The organism is Paenibacillus sp. DMB5 (assembly GCF_001517085.1).
Lineage (GTDB): Bacteria > Bacillota > Bacilli > Paenibacillales > Paenibacillaceae > Paenibacillus_AQ.
In genome coordinates, this window is record NZ_LRAC01000031.1 from 34,408 (window position 1) to 54,411 (window position 20,004).

The window sequence follows — 20,004 nt, forward strand, 5'->3', positions numbered from 1 at the left end:
CTGCGAAATCTAATACTGCTGCCAAGTCAGGTATAAGGCAGTACACAATCGCGAATCGGCAGACAAATAAAAGAAGCCCTGCAATTAAGCAGAGCTTCTTTCTGTAGAACAGATGAAATTACAGGTTCGGGTAAGAACAGCAATAATCAGTTAAAGCGAATACTTCCAGCGCAAACTTGGAGTTGCCGGGAACGTGGAACGTTTCAGCACCCTTGATTTCTTTCCAGACGTCAGTACCGGGAAGCAGAACCTTCAGATCGCCGGACAGGATCTCCATGGTTTCCGGACCTTCCGTACCGAATTCATACACACCCGGCAGCATGATGCCGAGCGTTACCTTCGTGCCATTCTCCAGAATGACGGTACGGCTGGTTACTTTTCCATCGTAATAGATATTGGCTGCTTTGTGAACTGTTGCGTTGGTAAACTGACTCATGCGCTTATTCTCCCCTTTATGTTTATTCCGTCTATTATAGCAGGGCTTTAACGCGGCTGACTACATTTTCTACTGTAAAGCCATATTCTTTCATTACGATATCGCCAGGCGCGGAAGCGCCGAAGGTAGTGATACCGAGAATGTCGCCCTGATCGCCTGTGTAACGCTCCCAGCCGAAGGTTTGTGCCATTTCCACTGCCAGACGAGCCTTAACTTCAGGCAGGATAACGGAATCACGGTAAGCTTTGTCCTGTTTCTCGAACAGATCCCAGCTCGGCAAGCTGATTACACGTACATCGATGCCTTCTTCAGCCAGCGCTGCCTGAGCTTTTACAGCCAGCTGTACTTCGGAACCTGTAGCAATAATCTGTGCCTGCGGAGTACCGTTCTTGGCATCGGACACAACGTATCCGCCACGTTTGATGTTCTCACGTACGCCTTCTACAGTTCCGGCAAGGATCGGCAGATTCTGGCGGGTAAGCACCAGTGCCACAGGGTTAGCAGTGTTCTCAAGCGCATATGCCCAAGCCGCGGATGTTTCGTTGGCATCAGCCGGACGGATTACAGTCAGACCCGGAATAATGCGCAGGGAAGCCAACTGCTCGATTGGTTCATGTGTAGGACCGTCTTCACCGACAGCGATACTGTCATGAGTCAGGACATAGGTTACCGGCAGCTTCATGATGGATGCCAGACGGACAGCCGGACGCAGGTAATCGGTGAATACGAAGAACGTTCCGCCGAATACTTTGAGACCGCTGTGCAGGGCAATCCCGTTCATTGCAGCAGCCATACCGAATTCACGTACGCCGAAATAGATGTTGCGGCCGTCATAGGATTCGGAAGTAAACTGGGTCAGGCCTTTCAGGTGAGTCATTGTGGAGCTCTCAAGGTCAGCAGAACCGCCCACGAGCTGCGGAACTCCGGCTGCCAGTCCGTTCAGTGCATTACCGGAAGCAACGCGGGTGGACACGGCTTTGTCTTCTGCTGTGAAGAACGGAAGCTGTGCATCCCAGCCCTCAGGAAGCTCACCGCTGATTGCTGTTTCGAACTGTGCTGCCAGCTCTGGATAAGCTGCTTTGTAGGCTGCAAATTTCTCGTCCCAGGCTTTATTTGCGGCAATCCCTTTTTCCTTCACTTCAGCAAAACGTGCACGTACTTCATCCGGTACAAAGAAGTCCTCTTCATATACCCATTTGTAGAAGTCTTTAGTCAGCTTCGCTTCGTCAGCGCCCAGCGGGGAACCGTGAGTACCGCCATGGCCGCCTTTACCTTGTTTGTTCGGGCTTCCGTAGCCGATAACCGTTTTAACTTCGATCAGGGTAGGCTTGCTTGTATCTGCCTGTGCATCAGCAATAGCCTGTCCCAGCGCCGGCAGATCGTTACCGTCCTCAACGCGCAGAACCTGCCAGCCGTAAGCTTCAAAACGCTGTGCAACATTCTCGGAGAATGCCAGGTTCAGCTTGCCGTCGAGCGAGATATCATTGGAATCGTACATTACAATCAGCTTGCCCAGCTTGAGGTGTCCTGCCAGGGAGGCGGATTCGGAGGAGATACCTTCCATCAGGTCACCGTCGCCGCAGATTGCGTACGTATAGTGGTCGATTACGTTGTGATTGTCTTTATTATAAGTAGCTGCCAGCTGAGCTTCAGCCATAGCCATACCTACTGCCATACCGATACCTTGTCCCAGCGGACCGGTAGTCGCATCAACACCTGCAGTGTGACCGAACTCAGGATGGCCTGGAGTCAAGCTTCCCCATTGGCGGAACTGCTTCAGTTCTTCCATCGGCAGGTCGTAGCCGCTCAGGTGCAGCAGGCTGTACAGCAGCATAGAGCCGTGTCCCGCGGACAATACAAAACGGTCACGGTTAACCCATGTCGGGTGATCTGGATTATGATTCATTGTTTTGGCAAACAGTTGGTAACCCATCGGTGCGGAACCCATCGGCATACCCGGGTGGCCGGAGTTAGCTTTTTCGATAGCATCGATAGCGAGCGTACGGATCGTAGTGATCGCCAGGTTATCCACCGTCGAATTTTCTTCCTTATGGATTGCTTGCTCTTTTGCCTGCTCAGTCATTAAAATAATCCTCCTCTAAATCAAGAATGTCATTTTGACTATTATTGTATCACTAATGTGGAAGCATTACCAATTGTTTTTGCAAAACACAGGCTTTCAACAGCTTATATTCTGCTGATTCCCGCCGGATTATGCACTGGCCGCACACAGAAACATCATCTAATCTGCACATCACATACTGGTCTCAAGACCAGGTACTTAGCCTTTAGTCCAGTTTCAGGTTAAGACTAAAGTTTGTTTCCCGGAGACGGATTATACAGTAAGATGAAGTTACCTAACGAGGATTTTACCGGATTATCCATAACTTCCAGCAGAAAGGAATCTTGAGCATGAATGCACGCAAAAACATTTATATCGTACTGACCGGAACGGGCACCGCCTTCAGCGGATTAATCAAATGGTTCACCAAAGCTGAGTTGAATCATGCTTCGATTGCCTTTGACCGGGAACTGCAGGAGGTCTACAGCTTCGGCCGGAAAAAAGTGCATAACCCGTTTGTGGCCGGACTGATCCGCGAGCATTTTGACCATCCTTTTTACAGTACGGCGGATTGCGCGGTCTATGAGATGAATGTGAGTCTTGAGGAATACGATACCATGTACAACCATGTACAGGGCATGATGGAGAACCAGAAGCGCTACAAATATCACCTGCTTGGCCTGATCGGAGTACTGCTGAACGTAAAATTCAACCGCGAGGACGCCTATTTCTGCTCCCATTTTGTCGCTTCTGTCTGTGAGGAGGCTTCCTGCCGGCCCGTGGCCAAGCCCTCCTACTTTGTCACACCTGAGGATTTCGCTGAATCCCTGTGCGCAAGTAAAATATACAGCGGTAAACTGTCCTATTATATGCACCTAACACAAGGTAACACCTACATAAACACAGCAAAAGTAACTGCCTCTTCCACAGCAGCATCAACCGCACGCAGACTTCTGCTGGCAGAAGAACGGGCCGAGGGAATCGTTTGAAGATTCGTCCTCAGCCCGTGTTATAAGGCTATACGCCAGCACAATCCGCTATTTTATCCGGTGACTTTGAAAATAATCCTGCCAGTCCCCCTGAATGGTCACCGTTACCGTATCTGTTTTGGTGCTATATGCATTCCTTGCTGTAAAAGTAAACGTGACCGGCCCGTCGGGCAGCCTTTCGAATGATGAATCATACAGCTCACCGCTCCACAGCGTCTTGCCGCTGTCATTCGGGGTCAGCATGGTCCGGTACCCTCCCGTCATCGCGACCTCAATTGTATCCGGCATCCCTGTTGCGTTCGAATGCAGCACGAAGCTCTCTCCCGCCCAGAATACGCTGTAGCTCCGCGGACTCTCTGCTGTCCCGCTTCTTTTCAGATTATAAGCCTGACGGTTGTTATTCCATTCCGCCGTATGGCGCACAGCACCTTGTACAGACAGCAGATTGACCATAAAATACTTGCGCGGAGACACACTGCTCCAGTTAAATCCGTCATACACCTCAACCTCCACGGCGTATTTCTGGTTCTCTGTTAATGCACCGGCCGGGATCTGCCACTCCTCTACGGAGGAAGTCTGTTCTCCTGACTGTACAGTAACAGCCCCGGTAGCCAGATTAATGACTTTCACTTTATAGCGCTGCTGCGCATCCCCGTCCTCATCCTCATAGTCCCATTTCAACACAGGAGTCAGTGTATTAACAACCGTTGGAGCGGTCTGACTGCTGCTTCCCGGATAAGTGATGTTAGCTGCAGGAATGCGGTTTGCCACTGTAATCGTCTGTGTCAGCTCTCTACTGAGCCCCAACGAATCTGTTACAACCTGCCGCAAGATAAAGGTTCCGTTAGTGCTGAACTGCTTGGTGAATGTACTTAGCGTGCTGGCCAGCCCTTCTGGTCCGCCGGACGGTTTTAAATAATATTGGTAGCTGATGCTGTCGCCTGCAGGTATATCAGAATCTGTCGCCGTTCCTTGAATGGTCAGTGTATCCGTACGATAGATCAGCGAACGGGCAGCATTACGGCCAGTGTCTGTTGTAAGTGTAAACCCGGGCTGCGGCGGATTGTCGATGATGAATGCCTTCTCATTGGAGACTTCCGACCAGGAGTTCATCGAGTAAACCCGCCCCAATACAGTAAAGAGCTTAAACCTTTCAAAGGTCCCATTCGGCACCTGATATTGCCTTATCGTGCCGCTGCTATCTGGAGCTTCTACCGCTTTGGCCAAAATGCTGTCCTTGGTGTAAAACTCAAGTGTGTATTTTTCCTGCGGATCACTCTCCGGATCGATGTAAGTCCAGGCAATTGTTGGATCACCTGCAATGCTGGTATCGATTATAGTCGGGCTGATTACAGTGCCAGCCGGGGACGTGAGAGTCATAGAGGGCTTCAGATTTTCCCGAACAGTGACTTTGAGGCTGGCCACGTTAGATTTTGCACCAATCTGGTCGGTTACCCAATGCTCCACCGTATATATTCCGGTATGGTGGAAATTCACATCGATTGATTTATGATTGCGAAGGATACTGGCCTGCCCCTCGCTGTCGATGATCCTCCAATAATACTGCAGGCTGCTTGCATCTGAGCTGTCAAGATCGGTTGCTCCGGAAGTAAAAGTCCTCGCGATGTACTGCGTGGCTTCCGCAGGTCCAGACAGCTCGGCTGTAGGGACATGATTCAGTATTTCAAACATCCGGGTAGCATAAGCCTCCTGGCTGCCATCCGATACGTTAAGCCTCATTTCCCAGTCCCGTGATATAGCAGCCTTATCTGTTATGCCAAGCCCGCTAATCAGATTTCGGATGACTACATTCTGGTTCCGTGTGCTGCCGCTGTATATATAACTGCTGTTACCTTTACGGCCGTACCAGGTGTAGGCCAGTGCATCACCGTCTGCATCCGGATCAGGAGTCGTATTTTCCATCGCCACAATATCATCACGGTACACTTGTGCAGGCATGTTGAATTGCGCTACCGGTTTTTGATTGATGACATTTGCCCATTGCGCGTAGTAGTCGGACCATGCTCCTCTGTTATCTCTTACCCTCAGGACAACCTGATAACTTCCTGCTCCGTAGCTAGTTAAGCTTGGCGGAATAGTAAACGCGCCGTAGTGGTAGTACACCTGGGTTCCATTTTTGCGGATTACCCATTCGTAGGTGTCCAGGTAATCATTGTCGGGGTCATATGATTTATCTGTTATTGCCGTGCTCTTTCGGTAACTCACATTAATCGGATCGATAATGAAGTTTGCAACCGGCGGTAAATTGGCACCTGTACCCAGAACCTGAGATGTCCAGTCGGACCAGACGCCGATACTAAGCGGCCCGTCCATATCTCTGACACGTAAACGTATTTCGTAGCCATCATTAGTTGGCCGAGCATTCAGCTGCCCATCATTCCAGGATTCATTGCCCACTTTCCGCCACTGCCATTGCCGATCAATTAGCCCCTTGTTATATGCAGTTGTATGGTCAATATCATAAGAATTATCAGTAATTTGAATACTGTTTCCGATAAGCTTAGCTGCAAAAAGAGCAGTTGGCTTCCGATGGATAAGAAAGGTAAGCGATGACTCATTGTCTCTGCTCCATTTTCTAAATTCATCAAAACTATCTCCTTGCGGGTTATCCTTGACTTGAACAATTGCATTATATACACCAGGGTAAGCAAATGATGTGTACATTGTTGAACGCCATAAACCAGAATCAGAAAGGGTTCCTAAAGGATTGTCAAAGAAAGTCGGGTCATGATCATATCTAAATCGGGTTGAATATTGTGGATCACTTTCATAGTCCTTATAAGACGTACCAATCTCAAACTGTGAATTGATTAAATAGTAGTTTTTATTGAGCAGTTTGTTTTTTACGCTGAATGTGAATTGCCCGCTCGCTTTATAGTTTCGCCTATCTACTACTGTAACAGACCCCGTATAACTGCCTGGCGGTAAGGAATCATTAACGGCATCTATAGGGACAGTAAATTGCTGGGCAGTGTATGAGTTATAGATTTTGATCCGGCGGTAATACACATTTGGGACCTCTACGATGACATCCAGCTCTTCATTATCCGGATCTTGCGCATAACCGGTAACATTCAGAATATTTTGTCCGTCCACATTATAAAGCGTGGCTCCGTTTTGAGTGGTCAAATTAAGCGTAGGTGGTGAATTCACTTCAAGCTTAGCTTCTACTTTATCTATCAGAGGATAAGTGTTGCTGGGTCCGTTATACAGAACATCTTGAAATTTAAAATTTGTACGTATCACTTTGGGATCATTTATTAATAGACGGTTATTAAGCCAATCTCGAACTGAATAGTCATTAACATAGTAAGCAGCCTGTATCGTCTTTTCCGTGTATACATGTGGTGTTAAAGCTTCGTTATAAAATGTGTTTGGGTATCTGTGATATACATCAAAGAATGGTCCTGGGTTTGGTATTGTAGTCGCTGCCCCATATGCGTAATAGTAAGGAGCAGCAAAATTTTCTTCTATTAATCCACTCGTACTTTGAAAATCTCCGATAATCCACTGATCTACCAATATTTGTGAATAGCCGTAAATGTTATTAAACCCCCAGGAAGAATCTGGATCTCTTTTAACCCGGTCTATATTGATGGACATATTGATTTCTGACATATCATAAGTCAGTTGCCTCGTCACCCGGTTGAACTTTATGTTTGTAATTTTAAAGCTGCTACGGTGGGCGGTAATTGTAGATTCAATATATTGTGACCATTGTGCCCAGCTATCCGTATTCCCATCTTCTACAAACCGTGGGGTAACATAAGTCCCATTAAACTCCGGAATCTCCACATCCATAAAGTTGACGATTGTAGTGTCAGCAGCATTTACTTCAGTCTCTGGCATGTACGGGATCATTGATGTAAACATAGCAAAGCATAAAATGATTTTGCCAATTAATCTATATACAGATGATTTCTTTCGCTCTTCCACCAATACCTATCCCTTCTCCATTACCATGACCAATCTGAGGTCGGAGGACGATTTTCAACCGTTACAATTCGTTCGAGTACCGGCTGCGTATCAGTATTCGCAGATTTGCGATCTGCCGCAGTCACAAAGGCATCTATCGTAGGCTGCCCAAATTCTTCTGTCACGGTTAGCCGGATCTCGTATCTGCCCACTTTTGTCGGATAAAAATTAATGCGGTCAAGGTTAGCGTTATTTATTTGAACCCATGCTTCTCCTGTGAAATTACCGTTGTTATCCGAATCATAGCGATATTCCCAGACTCTTTTTGCCAGATAGTCGTAGTCAGGTGAAACGGTGAAGTCCTCCAGAGTTACACTTGCCTTATTTCCATTGTCCGGATCACGGTAGACTATTAATGGCATGGAAATGTACGGTACAGGCGCTTCGTCAGGGGCAACCGTGAACGTCCACGAAGTTGTTCCGGAGTAGCCGGCAGTATTTTCAACATACAGGGCAGCCTTGTACTGACCAGGCGTTTTCATCAAGACATCTATTTCTTTTACCCCTACAAGACTTCCACTATATTTGATATCTGCATTGGTTCCGCCAGAGACTGCGGTGATTGTAAAGCGTGTACTGCCTTCTATGATTGGGAAATCATCGGATATGTTCTTAGTTCCGTTCCGTATTGTTATCTTCCGATTCTGTTTCAAAGTTCCCAGGAGTTCGATTTTTGCTTTTGGTGCAGGAGCTACTACCTTAATGTCGCGTGTGGTAGTGGATGTAAGACCATCATTATCTGTAACTGTAAGCGTGATGGTTTGCGTAGTGTCAATGGAGTCTAGGCCGTATGAGGTATCACTAGACTTGCCGTATAATGCAAGATTTACGTTAGGATGCTGCCAGGAGTACTTGACGATTGTACCGTCAGGATCGAAGGACCCGGCTCCGGATACGATGAACTTTTCACCGGCAACTACTTGGTCAGGCATAGTGATTCGGGCAATCGGCGGTTTACCGGTAGCCGGTGTGGGTGTAGGAATAGGTATACTACTTGGCGGTGGACCGTTATAGGTTCCAGCATTAATGGTAAAGTTCTCACTTAATGATGATATGCTTCCGTCTGCCGTAACCACCGGCTTAGCAAATCTTACAGTTACGGTCAAAGTGTAATTCTGAGTAAATTCAGGCTGTGTGGCAGCTTCTTGTTTTGAAATGGTGAAATCAAATTGCCGCTCACTGGACAGCACCTTTGCCGTATCTTTTTTGGTGACTAAAGATGCATCATCACCTGTCTTTTTGGCATAAAAAACCCATTCCAGGATGTTTGATGTATCGGTGTAAGCAGCTAGAGTTCCTTTCAGGGACAACTTTACCGGCACGGCCTTATCCGCGTACTTCTCCGGATTTGGGTTAGGGGTAAGTAATCCGACCTCGCCGGTTAAGGTGGGCTCTGTAGGTAGTTTGTAATCGAAAGTAACAGTACCTGCATAACTGTATGTAGTAACTTTTGCGGTGGCCTTGTAGTAGTACGTAACAAAAGCAGAGTATCTTCTACCTTCCGCAACACCGGAAAGACCACCAACTTCTTCTTCTGTGAATGGCATAGAGTTAGGAATCCAGTAATTTATAATAACTCTGTTATTTTTAAATTTCGGCTCCCCTTTTAAATAGCCACTTTTATCGATAACTTCCGCTTCGACGGTTGATTGAATAACATCTCCGGAATCGATCACCTCAGTTTTGAGCCATGGTACCATTTTAAATATGCTGTATCTTGAGGAGGGCCTGCACTAATGACTGTAGAAGGTGGGTTTTGAGATGGAACTCCATCAGTTGCCAGAACATCCCGGTGCGCATTGTTCACATCATTTTTTTCATCGTACTCATTAATTTGCCAGCGTCTTCCATCCGAATATAACCAAATGGAGTTATATATATTGGCTTTGTATTGTTCCCCATAAGAAGCTCTATAACCTTGTACATCAATTGTTTTAGTAGTTTGGTTCCCTTTGAGATTGAGTTTAATCTTCCCATCAGTAAGAGAAGGATTTCCCACTGGTGTATTATTGCCAGTGTATTTTATGGTACTTGTTACAATCGACGAAGGTGCAACTCCACTAGGTAAATCTAATGAAAATGACTTTGCACTATTATCAGAGCCTGTTAGCCCTGTTGAAACTGGAATAGTAATTGATGCAGTATTTAAGTCAGCTGCAAACGTAAATTGTGGAACACTTGTAAGTACAATAGCCAATAACATTAAAGATAAGATAACTTTGCTATTTTTCATAACAGGATCTATATTTCCTCTACAATATATTTTTCTGCAAATGCCCCATTAAAAAATAAATTAATCCGAAAATAATTGAAATTTGCTTTGTAGTAATAGGCTTGATAAGATGACAACTGTTCTCCAGGATTGAGTCTTATCCAGCTTACTGCAGATTTATCATTAAGCTTAACTGGCGCAGGTCTATAAACAGGATCAAGAGATTTTAAGTTCTGAAATTTCAGAGACCACTTTTCACCACTATTAGAAGTATTAAGAACTACATTACTATTATTTTTCACAGTAAATTTTGTCCATACCATATATTTTGGATCAGTCACCAATCCACTTTCTTCTCCGTATTTGTATGTCTTCCGTAAAGCCACTGCTTCCTTTGACTTAAAATCAAAAATCATTATTTTCTCTAGCGTATAACTCAGCCCACCAGCCGTAAGAGTAACAGGCAGCTCAACATCCTTCTTCAGCCCATACTTAAACAAATTATCCGTCATAACTGTGGCTGCAGGTTTGGCGGAACTGGGAGCTGCAGCTGCGGCAGTGACCCGACTATTCTGTACTCCCCCACCCATTGAGAGCAGCTGACTCAACAACAATACCGCTGCAGTTACTTTAACAATCGACTTTTTCATAATAATATCCCCTTTAATGTTTTTAGATTTAACTGCCGGCTTGAGCTAATGAATCCCCCGCCTAGTCCCCCATCCTATACTCCTGCACCGCCGGTACAATGATGGCTTCTTGAACTTTTGAGCGGGAGATCAGGACCGGGTGCTGTGTCTCGATGACGGCGATGACCGAGGGGCCTTGTATGTATTTGGTGATGCCGTAGGTACTGTCTTCGTAAAGGAACGGAAAAGACGCTCCGGTTGAATCATCGACAATGTCAAATTTCATAATCTTCACTTGTGTTTGCAGCCTGCTGCCCGTGATAGGGGATAAGCTGTCGTCAAGTCCGAGGTTTAACTGCAGTGACTCCCGGAAGGTGTTGTACGCTTCAGCGGGATCAATGATCAGGCGTCCCCGTACACGCTCGGCTTCATTAAGCTCCTGTGATGCATCGTGTACAGCCATGTTGTTGGCATCTTTCAGCATGCTGCGCACCATGTCCCACTCCTGATTTTGAATCTGAAAAAACCAGGAGTAGACAAAGATCAGCAGGACAAAGGCCAGTTTGATTATGTAGTCCATAGCTCGGAACCATTCCTCAATCAATCAAGATATTCACTCATTATTGAACCGTGTCCGTAATAACGTGTTGGCTGAGACTTTCCCGAGAAGTCATAAGGAAACAAATGTAACCGGGGAGCAATAATGTACACGTCAAGCCGCTGTTTACGCTCCTGCACAATCTCCGTATTGCTGGAAATAACAATAGAAGCTTCCGGAAAGCCAACAGCCTTCAGATTGGCAATGACTTCATTTTTCATAGAGCTGGTGACTATTCCTTCTGTAGCTGCCTTTTGCGTGATGTAGGAGGTGTTGGCTTTGACCTGCAGATCGAGCAGATAATCGATGTAAGTAAAGATGGGCTGAAGAAGAATAAAAAAGACCAGCCACAAAAATAATGCCCGGAGGACCGTTTCCTTCACACCCGTCCCTCCTTCTAGTATTGCTCAACTTGTTTGGTATGCTCGATGATATCATCCTGGCTGCCGCCGATTATATGGGTAGCTGCCGTGATAAAAATCCCGGCGATCACAAAACCGATGGCCAAAAACATGGCAACAGAGATCGAATCTTTTTTCATAAAGGCTTAGACCATGGACCGGGTTGGGGCTTGTACCACTGCTATTGCCCGGCCAGGCTCTTTGGACTGAATCACACTTACACTCACAGCAGGAATAACAGGTCTGTTATCGTCCGCATCATTGATTACATCACGGACTACAGGGACAAGAATCGCGATAACAATTGCCACACAAAGGAACCCGATAGCGATAAACAAACCAGTCGAAATAGCGTCTTTTTTCATTGTAAATATCTCCCTTTTCATTTTATATTTTTAATCAGTGCTTGAATATAACAAAAACCTCAAAGTTATAACTTCATAGTTGCCACATCTGAATCACTGGAACATTCCCACTCCGTTAAAATTCCCTTTAATCAGCATAATGTACTGCATCGCGAGCGATACGATCATCAGGAATGTGGCGATAGAGGGAATAACGTTGATAATAGTAGAGACGTCGCCGATGAAGGACCATTTTTTCAAATACTGATCGCTGGATATTTTGGTGATAATCTTGCCCTGCTCCCTCAAATAGTTGGCGGCCTCGTTATCGTCATCCATCCCTTCCGTTGCCAGCAGAATTGAGCGGATATCGTTGATAAAAGCATGCCTCTCCGGGAATTTTCCGCAAAACCATTCAATCGCCTTCTCTGTCCCCTCATCCACCGCCCGCTCGGACAGCTCGTACAGCTCCTGCCGGATGTAATGGAATTGATTGGCCGTCCCTGCGCAGAAAGCGCCGAACTGTACATACCCGCGCTTGCGCAGCCGGTTGTTCTCGTATAGCCGGATGAAGGAGATCAGCTCTCCGTCCTTTTGGATCAGCGTTTTTTGATGCAGCCAGGCCAGTAGCCAGCCAAACGGCAGATAACGCATGGGACTGCTGACGATCAGGATAAGCAGAGCTATCAGCAAATCCGTACCGGAAAAAGGGGCAACCTGCACAAAACCGCCTACCGCCTGAACTGCCAGGTACAGCAACGCCGCCGAATATCGAAAAATCGTGATTTTACCTGCTGATACCGAAAGCCCGCCGGATTGCAGCAGCTGTTGCAGCCGTTCATTTTGCATCTTTTCACCGAGTGATGTCCACTTGATCCCCAGCCGTAATGCATAACGCTCCTGTTTGCTGCTGCTGCTCACAAAAACAAGCAAGGCTAGATAAACAACGCCGCAGATGGCAATCAAAAGCAATAACCGTTCCATCTTTTTATCACCTCAGTGGTAGTCCAGTTTGGGTCTGGCAAGTATGGTACTGATAAGAAAGGATACGAACAGTCCGGCTATAATGACCATCAGAAAAGCAAGACCGACGCTCGTCTGAAACTGCAGTTTGAAATAGACATCAGGCTTCAGCATATACATGAAGGTTCCGACGGAGGATACCAGCACAACTAAATTCCCGTAAATCCCCAGACTGATTGCATCCCGGCTGCCTGCTTTTACCGTCAAAATGGTCTCCCGCTGCTGCTCCATCGAGCGGTTCAGCATCATCAGCGAGCTTTTGAGATGACGGGTCCCCTCCTTCTCGCAATATAGCAGATCAGATACAAACTCTATGGCAAAAGTAGTGCCGATTGCGCCCGAGAACCTCATCGCCTCCTCCTTAAGCTCATATTCATTACTGTAATTGGCAAATCCCGCTCCCAGCAGCCTTATCGGAGTTTTCAGCACATTGTCCTCGGTCAAAAAATCCGCCGTCCTCGACAAAATGCTGTCTACCGACAGGTGCGTGAACTTGGAAGCAATTTTGATCACATCAAGCAGATCGTAGCTTCCCCGTACTTTCCGCTGGGCGCAGGTGTATCTCATCCGCAGGTATGGAATACTTGCCGCCAGGACTGATACAAACAGCGGAAGCCGCCAGGCCTGCTCAATCGGCATCCGTTCCCCGAAGCTGATTCCATCCAAAAAAGGATTGCTGAAGCTCATATGCCCGGGCAGCTCCCTAAGCGTAAGCATGGTGGACACAAAGACCGCAGCGAATAGAAAGGCTGTTTGCAGCGAAAAGCGCATTACACTGATTCCCGGTTCATATTTCCGGTGTGCGAAATACAGCAGGTCATCCAGGTGCCGGTACAGCCAGATCCGCCTATCCGCCCTGCTGACTTTTTTGCGGAGCAGACTCCTTCTAAGATTCATCTGCATATCGACTTTCTGCCCCAGCTGCCGTAAATGCCGCTCAATCAGCGGTCTCACCATCAGCGATAGACCAAAAACAACCAGCAAGTGCAGGGCAAAGCGGATGATATAAAAAACAAGCTCCACGCCTAACGCCCCCTCATTCGTTCAGCACAATCTTTGACTTCAGGCTTTCCTTTAGCGGCTCCTCCATCGGTTTCATTGCTGCCAGGTGTCCCAGTTCCCGGATGAATGTGCGCATAGCTGCGGCATTCTTTTTGGTCATCTTGGCCATCAGCTTCCCGGTCAGCTTGTCATTATAGCTCCAGGCCGAACGCTCTTCCTCCCAGCGCATCAGATCATTGGCAAATACTGAATTGCGCTCTTCGTCATAAAACACCTCGGAAATCCGTGCCAGCCGCTTCTTCCCGTCCGGAACGCTTTCCAGAATAAACACCAGCTCACACGACTTCAGCGCTGAGATCAGATGTCCCTTCAGGCTGCCGCCGATCCGTGTGGAGACTGCAAAAGCGCCCTGGTACGGAATATCCTCAGAATCAACGGTATGAAAGGTTCCTGTAATCCCGTCATAGCCCTTCTCGCCGCTCCAGAGATAAAACTCCCACTCGTTGTAACGCATTTCGGTCATGTAGAGGATGTTCGGATCATGGCGCAATGACTCCACTCCAACCTCCATCAGCTCCTCGTTGGTAGCCTGAATCGGAATGATCCGGTGACCTTTAATCTGGTACGGCAAAATCGACTCCGGATGCTTCTCGATCATCACCACACCCATGCAGGAGCTGGAGCCCAGCAGCTGTTCGCCGACGATCGTGTTGGCAAAGGTTGTTTTGCCTGAACCTACAGCCCCCGCGATGATAGTGTTGCGGAAAGTGCCGGCCAGAGCACGGATTAGCTCTATGGCTTCTGCCGGGATGCATTCTGTTCCCGCCTGATCCTCCAGATCAAGAAACTCAACCACCTGCCTCCGCATGGAAATGGTTGTGAACCCGTCCCACACCCTGGGCGATACCCAAATCGCCAGCCGGATGAACCGGCCGGGCCACAGCGGATCATCCATTTTGAACTCCACCGAAGGATTGTCTTTGTTCAGCTTTTTGCCCGGATCACTTTTGAGGAGAGAGCGTTTGAGCTGCTCCACCCGGTCCAGCGAGGGCATCTCATACGGATAAGCAACAAACCTGCCGCGGTGATTATAAAAAATCTGCCGTCCGATCATCTGCAGCCCGGTAGATTCACTGTAGGCACGGTCTGTGAACCAGCGGTAAGCCGGACCAAACCCTTTCCATTCATGAAAAAGCGCCTCTGCAGCTGTACGATAAGCCTCCGGCACTTCGCCGGTGAACGGTGTCTTGCGCAAATATTTTTCAATCTCATTCATAAAAAAGCTAACTGCCTGTGGATCACCAATCAGCGCCTTGGCATTCAGCTCGAAATAGCTGTCATCCTCCCGCTCCAGCCCTGCGTTCATGTCCTGCTTCATCTTGTGCAGAAAAGCAAAGAAGTCTTCTTTTCCCGGCTTGCTGGTACGCAGGACACTCTGTTTCAGAGAAAAAAGAGGGCGTGCTTCATGTAACAGATCTGCTCCACACTGCCCGGACAGATTGAACGGCAATGCTGTTTCAGTTGCCTGCGCGTTCTGCTTCTGTCCTCCCGGATTGACATAACGCAGCCCGCTCACCCTGCGCGGCTTCGGCCGCATCTCCTCACGGTATTCAATCATTGAAAGATCCCCTTCTTCCGGACTTCCAGTGCCAGCCCCAGAGAGACCAGCAGGGCGTGAACCTTATCATCTACGTGCTGAAGCTCTTTTTTACCTAAAGGCAGGCTGTCCAGCAGCGGCTGATAATACGGCAGCTCCAGCAAAATTTCACAGCCGAAACGCAGCGCCAGACTTTTGGGCGAGGACATCTCCTCTACATTGCTGCGGTTGATGATCCACTGAAAATCCTGCGGATGCAGGTCCATATGTCCGGCAAGCTCCATCAGAGCCTGCAGCCTGTATTCGTGTCTGGGATGCGTCACCATCATGCGCAGTGCCGATTTCTGCATACCGGTATACCATGCGGCGCTTTCGGGAATCGAACCAAAGTCAGCCACCACCACATCCGCATGCACACGCGCTTCTGCCAATAGATATGCGATCTCCTCCTCCTGGTAATCATGGACGCTCAAATAGTCGAAATTGCCTGGCAGGTATAAATATCCGTCCTGCTTAACCAGCCCTTCGAAGTCCTCGCCATGGAGCATCTTGCCGGTGATACGCGGCCGCAGCCTGTCCAGGCTGATCTGCGTTTTACGGTCATAGCCGGGATCATACAGATCCAGCCCCAGTAAAATCACCCGAAACCCTGCCGCAGCAATCCTTCTGGCGAACAGCTTGGCAGTGCTGGTACAGCCAATGCCCGGTCCCGAGCCGAAAAATCCTACCAGGTTACCGCGTTCTACACGTTCCTCCTCAGTAATAAATCGCAGCTTTTCGATTATTGCCGAGGCTGAGGAGCGAGGGGGTACAAAAAATATCCCCAGACTTTCGCACAACATATGAATAGCCTGATAGCCGTGCACCCCTCTTTGCAGATACAGGTACAGGATCGTGGAACGCGTGTATTGGCGGCTTAGTTCGGTTAAAGCAGACACAGGCACCAGTTCACTTGTTACCATCAGCAGATGGCCTTCGGTGTGCGCCGGTTCTGGCAGTACATTTTGCGTAATGACCGTAAACCCTGCCAGTTTGATCTCATTAATCGTCAGCTGCTCGAGCCCCAGACTGAATATTTTCATGACTGCTCCTCCTTTCTACTCCACACGGACAATCCACAGCCTGTAGCCCTGCTCCAGAAACTGTCCCAGCAGCTCACCGTCGCTCTTCTTGAGCTTTAATTCAGGTGCCGCCACCTTGCCAGTGGAAGTAACGCGGTTATTGGTGTTGCCGTTTTCCGAGTCAAGCACATCATTGTTATCCTCAGAACGTACATAGTTCACGGTAACGCTGCTTAGAAACACCTTTCGGGCGGCTGTTGCGAACCTGGAATCCTTCTGCCCGCTGTCAGGTGCAGGTGCAGTTGTACCTGTCGGCGGGAAGCCCCCTCCGGCATTACTGCTTCCATTCTCCGTCATGTCTGCTTTATCGCCTTCCACCAGGTAAATATCCACCTTGTCTCTGCTGCGTAGCGAGCCGTTAATGGCATATATCGCCTCCTTGGGAATTGGGAAAATTCCTTCATCAGCCTGCGGCTCCAGGTCACTGACATCCACCAGCGATGAAGTAAGAATGCTGCCGTCCATCAGATTGACATTGGTTATCTTGTCCTTTACCTGGCTGAACTCCGTAATGACACCTGAAGGAATGTCCTTAGTCTGGACTGAATCGAGATAGAGATCGCTTTGCTGCAGCTGATAGTTTTTTGGAATAAATCCGCCGTCAGCCGCTTTAATTTTGACCACAGTCTGCGAAAGCACATACGGCTTAAAGTAAAGGTCGTAGCCGAGCAGTCCGCCGAACCCGGCGAACAGGATTAGAAAGGCAAACAGATAATTGCGTTTTAACAGTTGTCCGCGCTGTGAAGCCAAGCCCTTACCTCCTTGAGTACTGTTTATTGGAACGAAAAAAGGCACTTTGGCAGACTTCGCCAAAATGCCGGTAAAATGCTTTTTTACCTGTAATGCTCTTCAGAACTATAGGGTTAGTTAAACACTACTGTTTTGTTGTGATGCACAAGAATACGGTCTTCAATATGCCACTTGACAGCCCGCGCCAGCACAACCCGCTCAATCGTACGGCCGATCCGCTTCAGCTCGTTCACATCATCGCTGTGGCTGACCCGCTGCACGTCCTGCTCTATAATCGGTCCGCCATCCAGCTCCTCGGTGACATAGTGGGCGGTTGCGCCAATAATCTTCACCCCGCGCTGGTAAGCCTGCGCGTAGGGCTTGCCGCCGACGAACGCCGGCAGGAACGAGTGATGGATATTGATGATCCGGTGCCGGTAATGCTCGATGAACGACGGTGAGATGATCTGCATATAGCGGGCGAGGATGATCACATCGATGTCGCTGCCGATCACCTCCAGCTGGCGCTTCTCAGCCTCAGCCTTGGTCTCAGCCGTAACCGGAATATGGTGGAACGGAATGCCAAACGATTCAACGTAAGCCTGCATATCCGTATGGTTGCTGACCACCATGGCAATATCCGCATCCAGATCACCGGCCTGCCATTGCCAGAGCAGCTCAACCAGACAGTGGTCTTCTTTGGAAACAAAGATCGCTAATCTTTTCTTATGACTCACATTAAAAATCTGCCAATCCATCTTAAAGCGCTCGGCAACTCCGCCAAAAATATTGCGCACCTCATCCAGCCGCTCATCCAGCTTGGGCAGATCAAACTCCACTCTCATGAAGAACATACCGCCGTCCGGGTCCATTGTGTACTGGTCCGACTGCACGATATTAGCTCCATGCTGATACAAAAAATGCGAGACAGCCGCTACAATACCCGGCCCGTCCGGACAAGAAATGAGCATGCGCGCCCGGTCCGGATATTGCCCGCCTGAAGAATGATCTCTTTTCACATGTAATTCCATAGTCCCCTGTCCATCCTCTCATCTGCTAGCGCAATCTGTAGTTATCCTTAAGCGTTCACGAGCGCCTGTCTGCCTGCCAGCCAGGCGATCAGGCGCTGATTGACAGCTTCCTCACTAAGCTGCGGGAAGAGTCCGGCTGCCAGCACATTGTCATATAGACGTTCCAGCGGTTCACGCGGATCTGCCTTTTTGGCTTTGGCATCATTCTTGAGCAGCTCCCATACATCGAGTACATACCGGCGCGGATCAAGCTCCTGCTTGGCGAAGAACGAATGCAGCTCTTCCACTTCCTGCAGGAACTCTGCACCGAAGCGTTCTGCGACATTACCGCGCAGCAGGGCGATTTCGATCTCGTACATCGGGCGGAGCTTCTTGGCATCCTTCCCGATCCATGGAGTCTCCAGAATAAACGGCAGCCCTGCAAGTGCTTCGTGGTGGACGACCTTATTAATCGTCTCGAAACCGATCCAGCCTGAACCAATTGGTGTATGGCGGTCTTTACCTGCTCCGCGCGGATTTTTGCTGTCATTGATGTGGATGACACCAAGACGCTTAAGGCCGATAATCTCATCGAATTGGCGGAGCACCCCGTCCAGGTCGCCAACGATGTCATAGCCGGCATCATGAATGTGACAGGTGTCAAGACAGATGGACAAGCGCTCGTTATGTACGACCTTGTCAATGATGGAGGCAATTTCCTCAAAGCTGCGGCCGACTTCTGTTCCTTTACCGGCCATCGTCTCCAGAGCAATATGCACTTCTGTCTCGTTCGTACCGCCAAGCACCTCATTCAGCCCGTCGGCAATCCGCTGGATACCGTATTCTGCATCCTTGTCAGTATACGCCCCCGGATGAAGTACAATATGCTTGACCTCCAGCTGATGGGTACGGCGGATCTCCTCCTGCAGAAAATCAACAGCAAGCTGATAGGTATTATCCTTATAGGAACCCAGGTTAATGATATAGGGAGCATGTACCACAATCTCTTCTACGCCGTTCGCTTTCATCGCGAGCTTTCCTTCAGCAGGGTACATAGCCTCAATCGGCTTGCGGCGCGTATTCTGCGGCGCCCCGGTATATATCATGAACGAACTGGAACCATACTCATTTGCTTCATTGGCTGCGCTCAAGAGACCCTTGTCCGCGCAGGACACATGTGAACCTATTTTCAGCATGCCTTTTTTCCCTCTTTCCTTCACGAATTAACCCTTATTCTACCGTGATCGGGAAAATAAATCTAGGCAAGCTGCGGCAGGCCGCTTCAGCTTCGCAAAACTTTGGAAATACGCTATACTTTAGATGAGATGAAGGTTTGTGACAATCATCATTGTCAAAGGCGGTGTATACATGTCTTCTGAACTGGGATTCAGGCTATTATCGTCCATGCCAAGCAACTGGTTTATGAACTCCATCGCATTTTGGACTTTTTTACTGCTGGGCTGCATGTGTATCGGCGGTTTTTTCATGTTCCGCAAATTCCTCAAGGTGCTGCCCAAAGCGGACGGCAAGTCCAAGCTGGACTGGCAGAACTACTGGGTGGAGCGCAGCCGGCCGCTGTGGAGCGACGAAATGAAGGCTTTTCTGGACCAGCTCGTGCAGCCGGTGCCCGGACCCTTCCGCGATATCGCCAAGCATTCGATCGCTGCCGAGATCGGCAAAATTGCTGTTGAAAGCGGCGCTCCGGCGGTTACCCGGGAACACTGCATTAAAGGCTATATCGTAGCTACCCCTCGCCGGGACAACAAGTTCCTAGTTTCTTTCCTGGAAAAGAACGGGATCGACTACTCTCCCTACCGTCATCTGATCAAGTAAGCCGCATCCTGAAACGGAGGAT

The 20,004-nt window shown here is 48.5% G+C and carries 19 protein-coding genes; 2 read left to right on the forward strand and 17 right to left on the reverse strand.

What is annotated here, in order from left to right:
• Positions 1-118 precede the first annotated feature (118 nt).
• Both AWJ19_RS06260 and tkt read right to left on the reverse strand, forming a co-directional pair.
• On the reverse strand, positions 119-436 hold the full coding sequence (locus AWJ19_RS06260; protein ID WP_068722189.1) for a pyrimidine/purine nucleoside phosphorylase: 318 nt from the start codon (positions 434-436) through the stop codon (positions 119-121).
• Positions 437-470: 34 nt separating this feature from the next.
• A complete protein-coding gene (gene tkt, locus AWJ19_RS06265) occupies positions 471-2,519 on the reverse strand; it encodes a transketolase (protein ID WP_068722190.1) in 2,049 nt (682 codons plus the stop codon).
• A 329-nt stretch (positions 2,520-2,848) separates the two neighbouring features.
• Between tkt and AWJ19_RS06270 the strand changes: the two genes are divergently transcribed.
• A complete protein-coding gene (locus AWJ19_RS06270) occupies positions 2,849-3,487 on the forward strand; it encodes a hypothetical protein (protein ID WP_198536475.1) in 639 nt (212 codons plus the stop codon).
• A 48-nt stretch (positions 3,488-3,535) separates the two neighbouring features.
• Here AWJ19_RS06270 and AWJ19_RS06275 read toward each other — a convergent pair whose 3' ends face one another.
• From AWJ19_RS06275 to AWJ19_RS06335, 15 genes are all read right to left on the reverse strand, one after another.
• A complete protein-coding gene (locus tag AWJ19_RS06275) occupies positions 3,536-7,447 on the reverse strand; it encodes a hypothetical protein (protein WP_128083517.1) in 3,912 nt (1,303 codons plus the stop codon).
• Between the two features lie 17 nt (positions 7,448-7,464).
• Positions 7,465-9,183, reverse strand: a complete 1,719-nt coding sequence (locus AWJ19_RS06280; RefSeq protein WP_068722192.1) for a hypothetical protein — start codon at positions 9,181-9,183, stop codon at positions 7,465-7,467.
• On the reverse strand, positions 9,156-9,716 hold the full coding sequence (locus AWJ19_RS34600; RefSeq protein WP_128083518.1) for a hypothetical protein: 561 nt from the start codon (positions 9,714-9,716) through the stop codon (positions 9,156-9,158). Before AWJ19_RS34600 ends, AWJ19_RS06280 begins: the two co-directional genes overlap by 28 nt.
• An 8-nt stretch (positions 9,717-9,724) precedes the next feature.
• Positions 9,725-10,345 (reverse strand): hypothetical protein, encoded by a 621-nt coding sequence (locus tag AWJ19_RS06285; RefSeq protein WP_068722193.1) that lies wholly within the window; start codon positions 10,343-10,345, stop codon positions 9,725-9,727.
• 61 nt (positions 10,346-10,406) lie between these two features.
• Positions 10,407-10,904, reverse strand: a complete 498-nt coding sequence (locus tag AWJ19_RS06290) for a hypothetical protein (RefSeq protein ID WP_068722194.1) — start codon at positions 10,902-10,904, stop codon at positions 10,407-10,409.
• Between the two features lie 20 nt (positions 10,905-10,924).
• Entirely contained in the window at positions 10,925-11,305 is a 381-nt protein-coding gene (locus AWJ19_RS06295; protein ID WP_068722195.1) for a hypothetical protein, read from the reverse strand.
• A gap of 14 nt (positions 11,306-11,319) precedes the next feature.
• Entirely contained in the window at positions 11,320-11,463 is a 144-nt protein-coding gene (locus AWJ19_RS35115; RefSeq protein WP_157889954.1) for a hypothetical protein, read from the reverse strand.
• Between the two features lie 6 nt (positions 11,464-11,469).
• Positions 11,470-11,688: a hypothetical protein gene (locus tag AWJ19_RS06300; protein ID WP_068722196.1), complete on the reverse strand. Its 219-nt coding sequence runs from the start codon at positions 11,686-11,688 to the stop codon at positions 11,470-11,472.
• Between the two features lie 93 nt (positions 11,689-11,781).
• Entirely contained in the window at positions 11,782-12,651 is an 870-nt protein-coding gene (locus AWJ19_RS06305; protein WP_068722197.1) for a hypothetical protein, read from the reverse strand.
• Between the two features lie 12 nt (positions 12,652-12,663).
• Complete coding sequence (locus tag AWJ19_RS06310; protein ID WP_068722198.1) at positions 12,664-13,713, reverse strand: hypothetical protein; 1,050 nt, start codon at positions 13,711-13,713, stop codon at positions 12,664-12,666.
• 13 nt (positions 13,714-13,726) lie between these two features.
• Positions 13,727-15,310, reverse strand: coding sequence for an ATPase, T2SS/T4P/T4SS family (locus tag AWJ19_RS06315; RefSeq protein ID WP_068722199.1), 1,584 nt, complete (start codon positions 15,308-15,310; stop codon positions 13,727-13,729).
• A complete protein-coding gene (locus AWJ19_RS06320; RefSeq protein WP_068722200.1) occupies positions 15,307-16,371 on the reverse strand; it encodes a hypothetical protein in 1,065 nt (354 codons plus the stop codon). The genes AWJ19_RS06315 and AWJ19_RS06320 overlap by 4 nt, the downstream gene beginning before the upstream one ends.
• Positions 16,372-16,386: 15 nt before the next feature.
• Positions 16,387-17,160 carry a hypothetical protein gene (locus AWJ19_RS06325; RefSeq protein ID WP_068722201.1) on the reverse strand — a complete coding sequence of 258 codons (774 nt, stop codon included), beginning with the start codon at positions 17,158-17,160 and terminating at the stop codon, positions 16,387-16,389.
• A 113-nt stretch (positions 17,161-17,273) separates the two neighbouring features.
• A complete protein-coding gene (purU, locus tag AWJ19_RS06330; RefSeq protein WP_068722202.1) occupies positions 17,274-18,170 on the reverse strand; it encodes a formyltetrahydrofolate deformylase in 897 nt (298 codons plus the stop codon).
• A gap of 47 nt (positions 18,171-18,217) precedes the next feature.
• Entirely contained in the window at positions 18,218-19,345 is a 1,128-nt protein-coding gene (locus AWJ19_RS06335; protein WP_068722203.1) for a deoxyribonuclease IV, read from the reverse strand.
• 172 nt (positions 19,346-19,517) lie between these two features.
• Here AWJ19_RS06335 and AWJ19_RS06340 point away from each other — a divergent pair, with 172 nt between their 5' ends.
• Positions 19,518-19,982, forward strand: a complete 465-nt coding sequence (locus AWJ19_RS06340; protein WP_068722266.1) for a DUF2621 domain-containing protein — start codon at positions 19,518-19,520, stop codon at positions 19,980-19,982.
• Positions 19,983-20,004 lie beyond the last annotated feature (22 nt).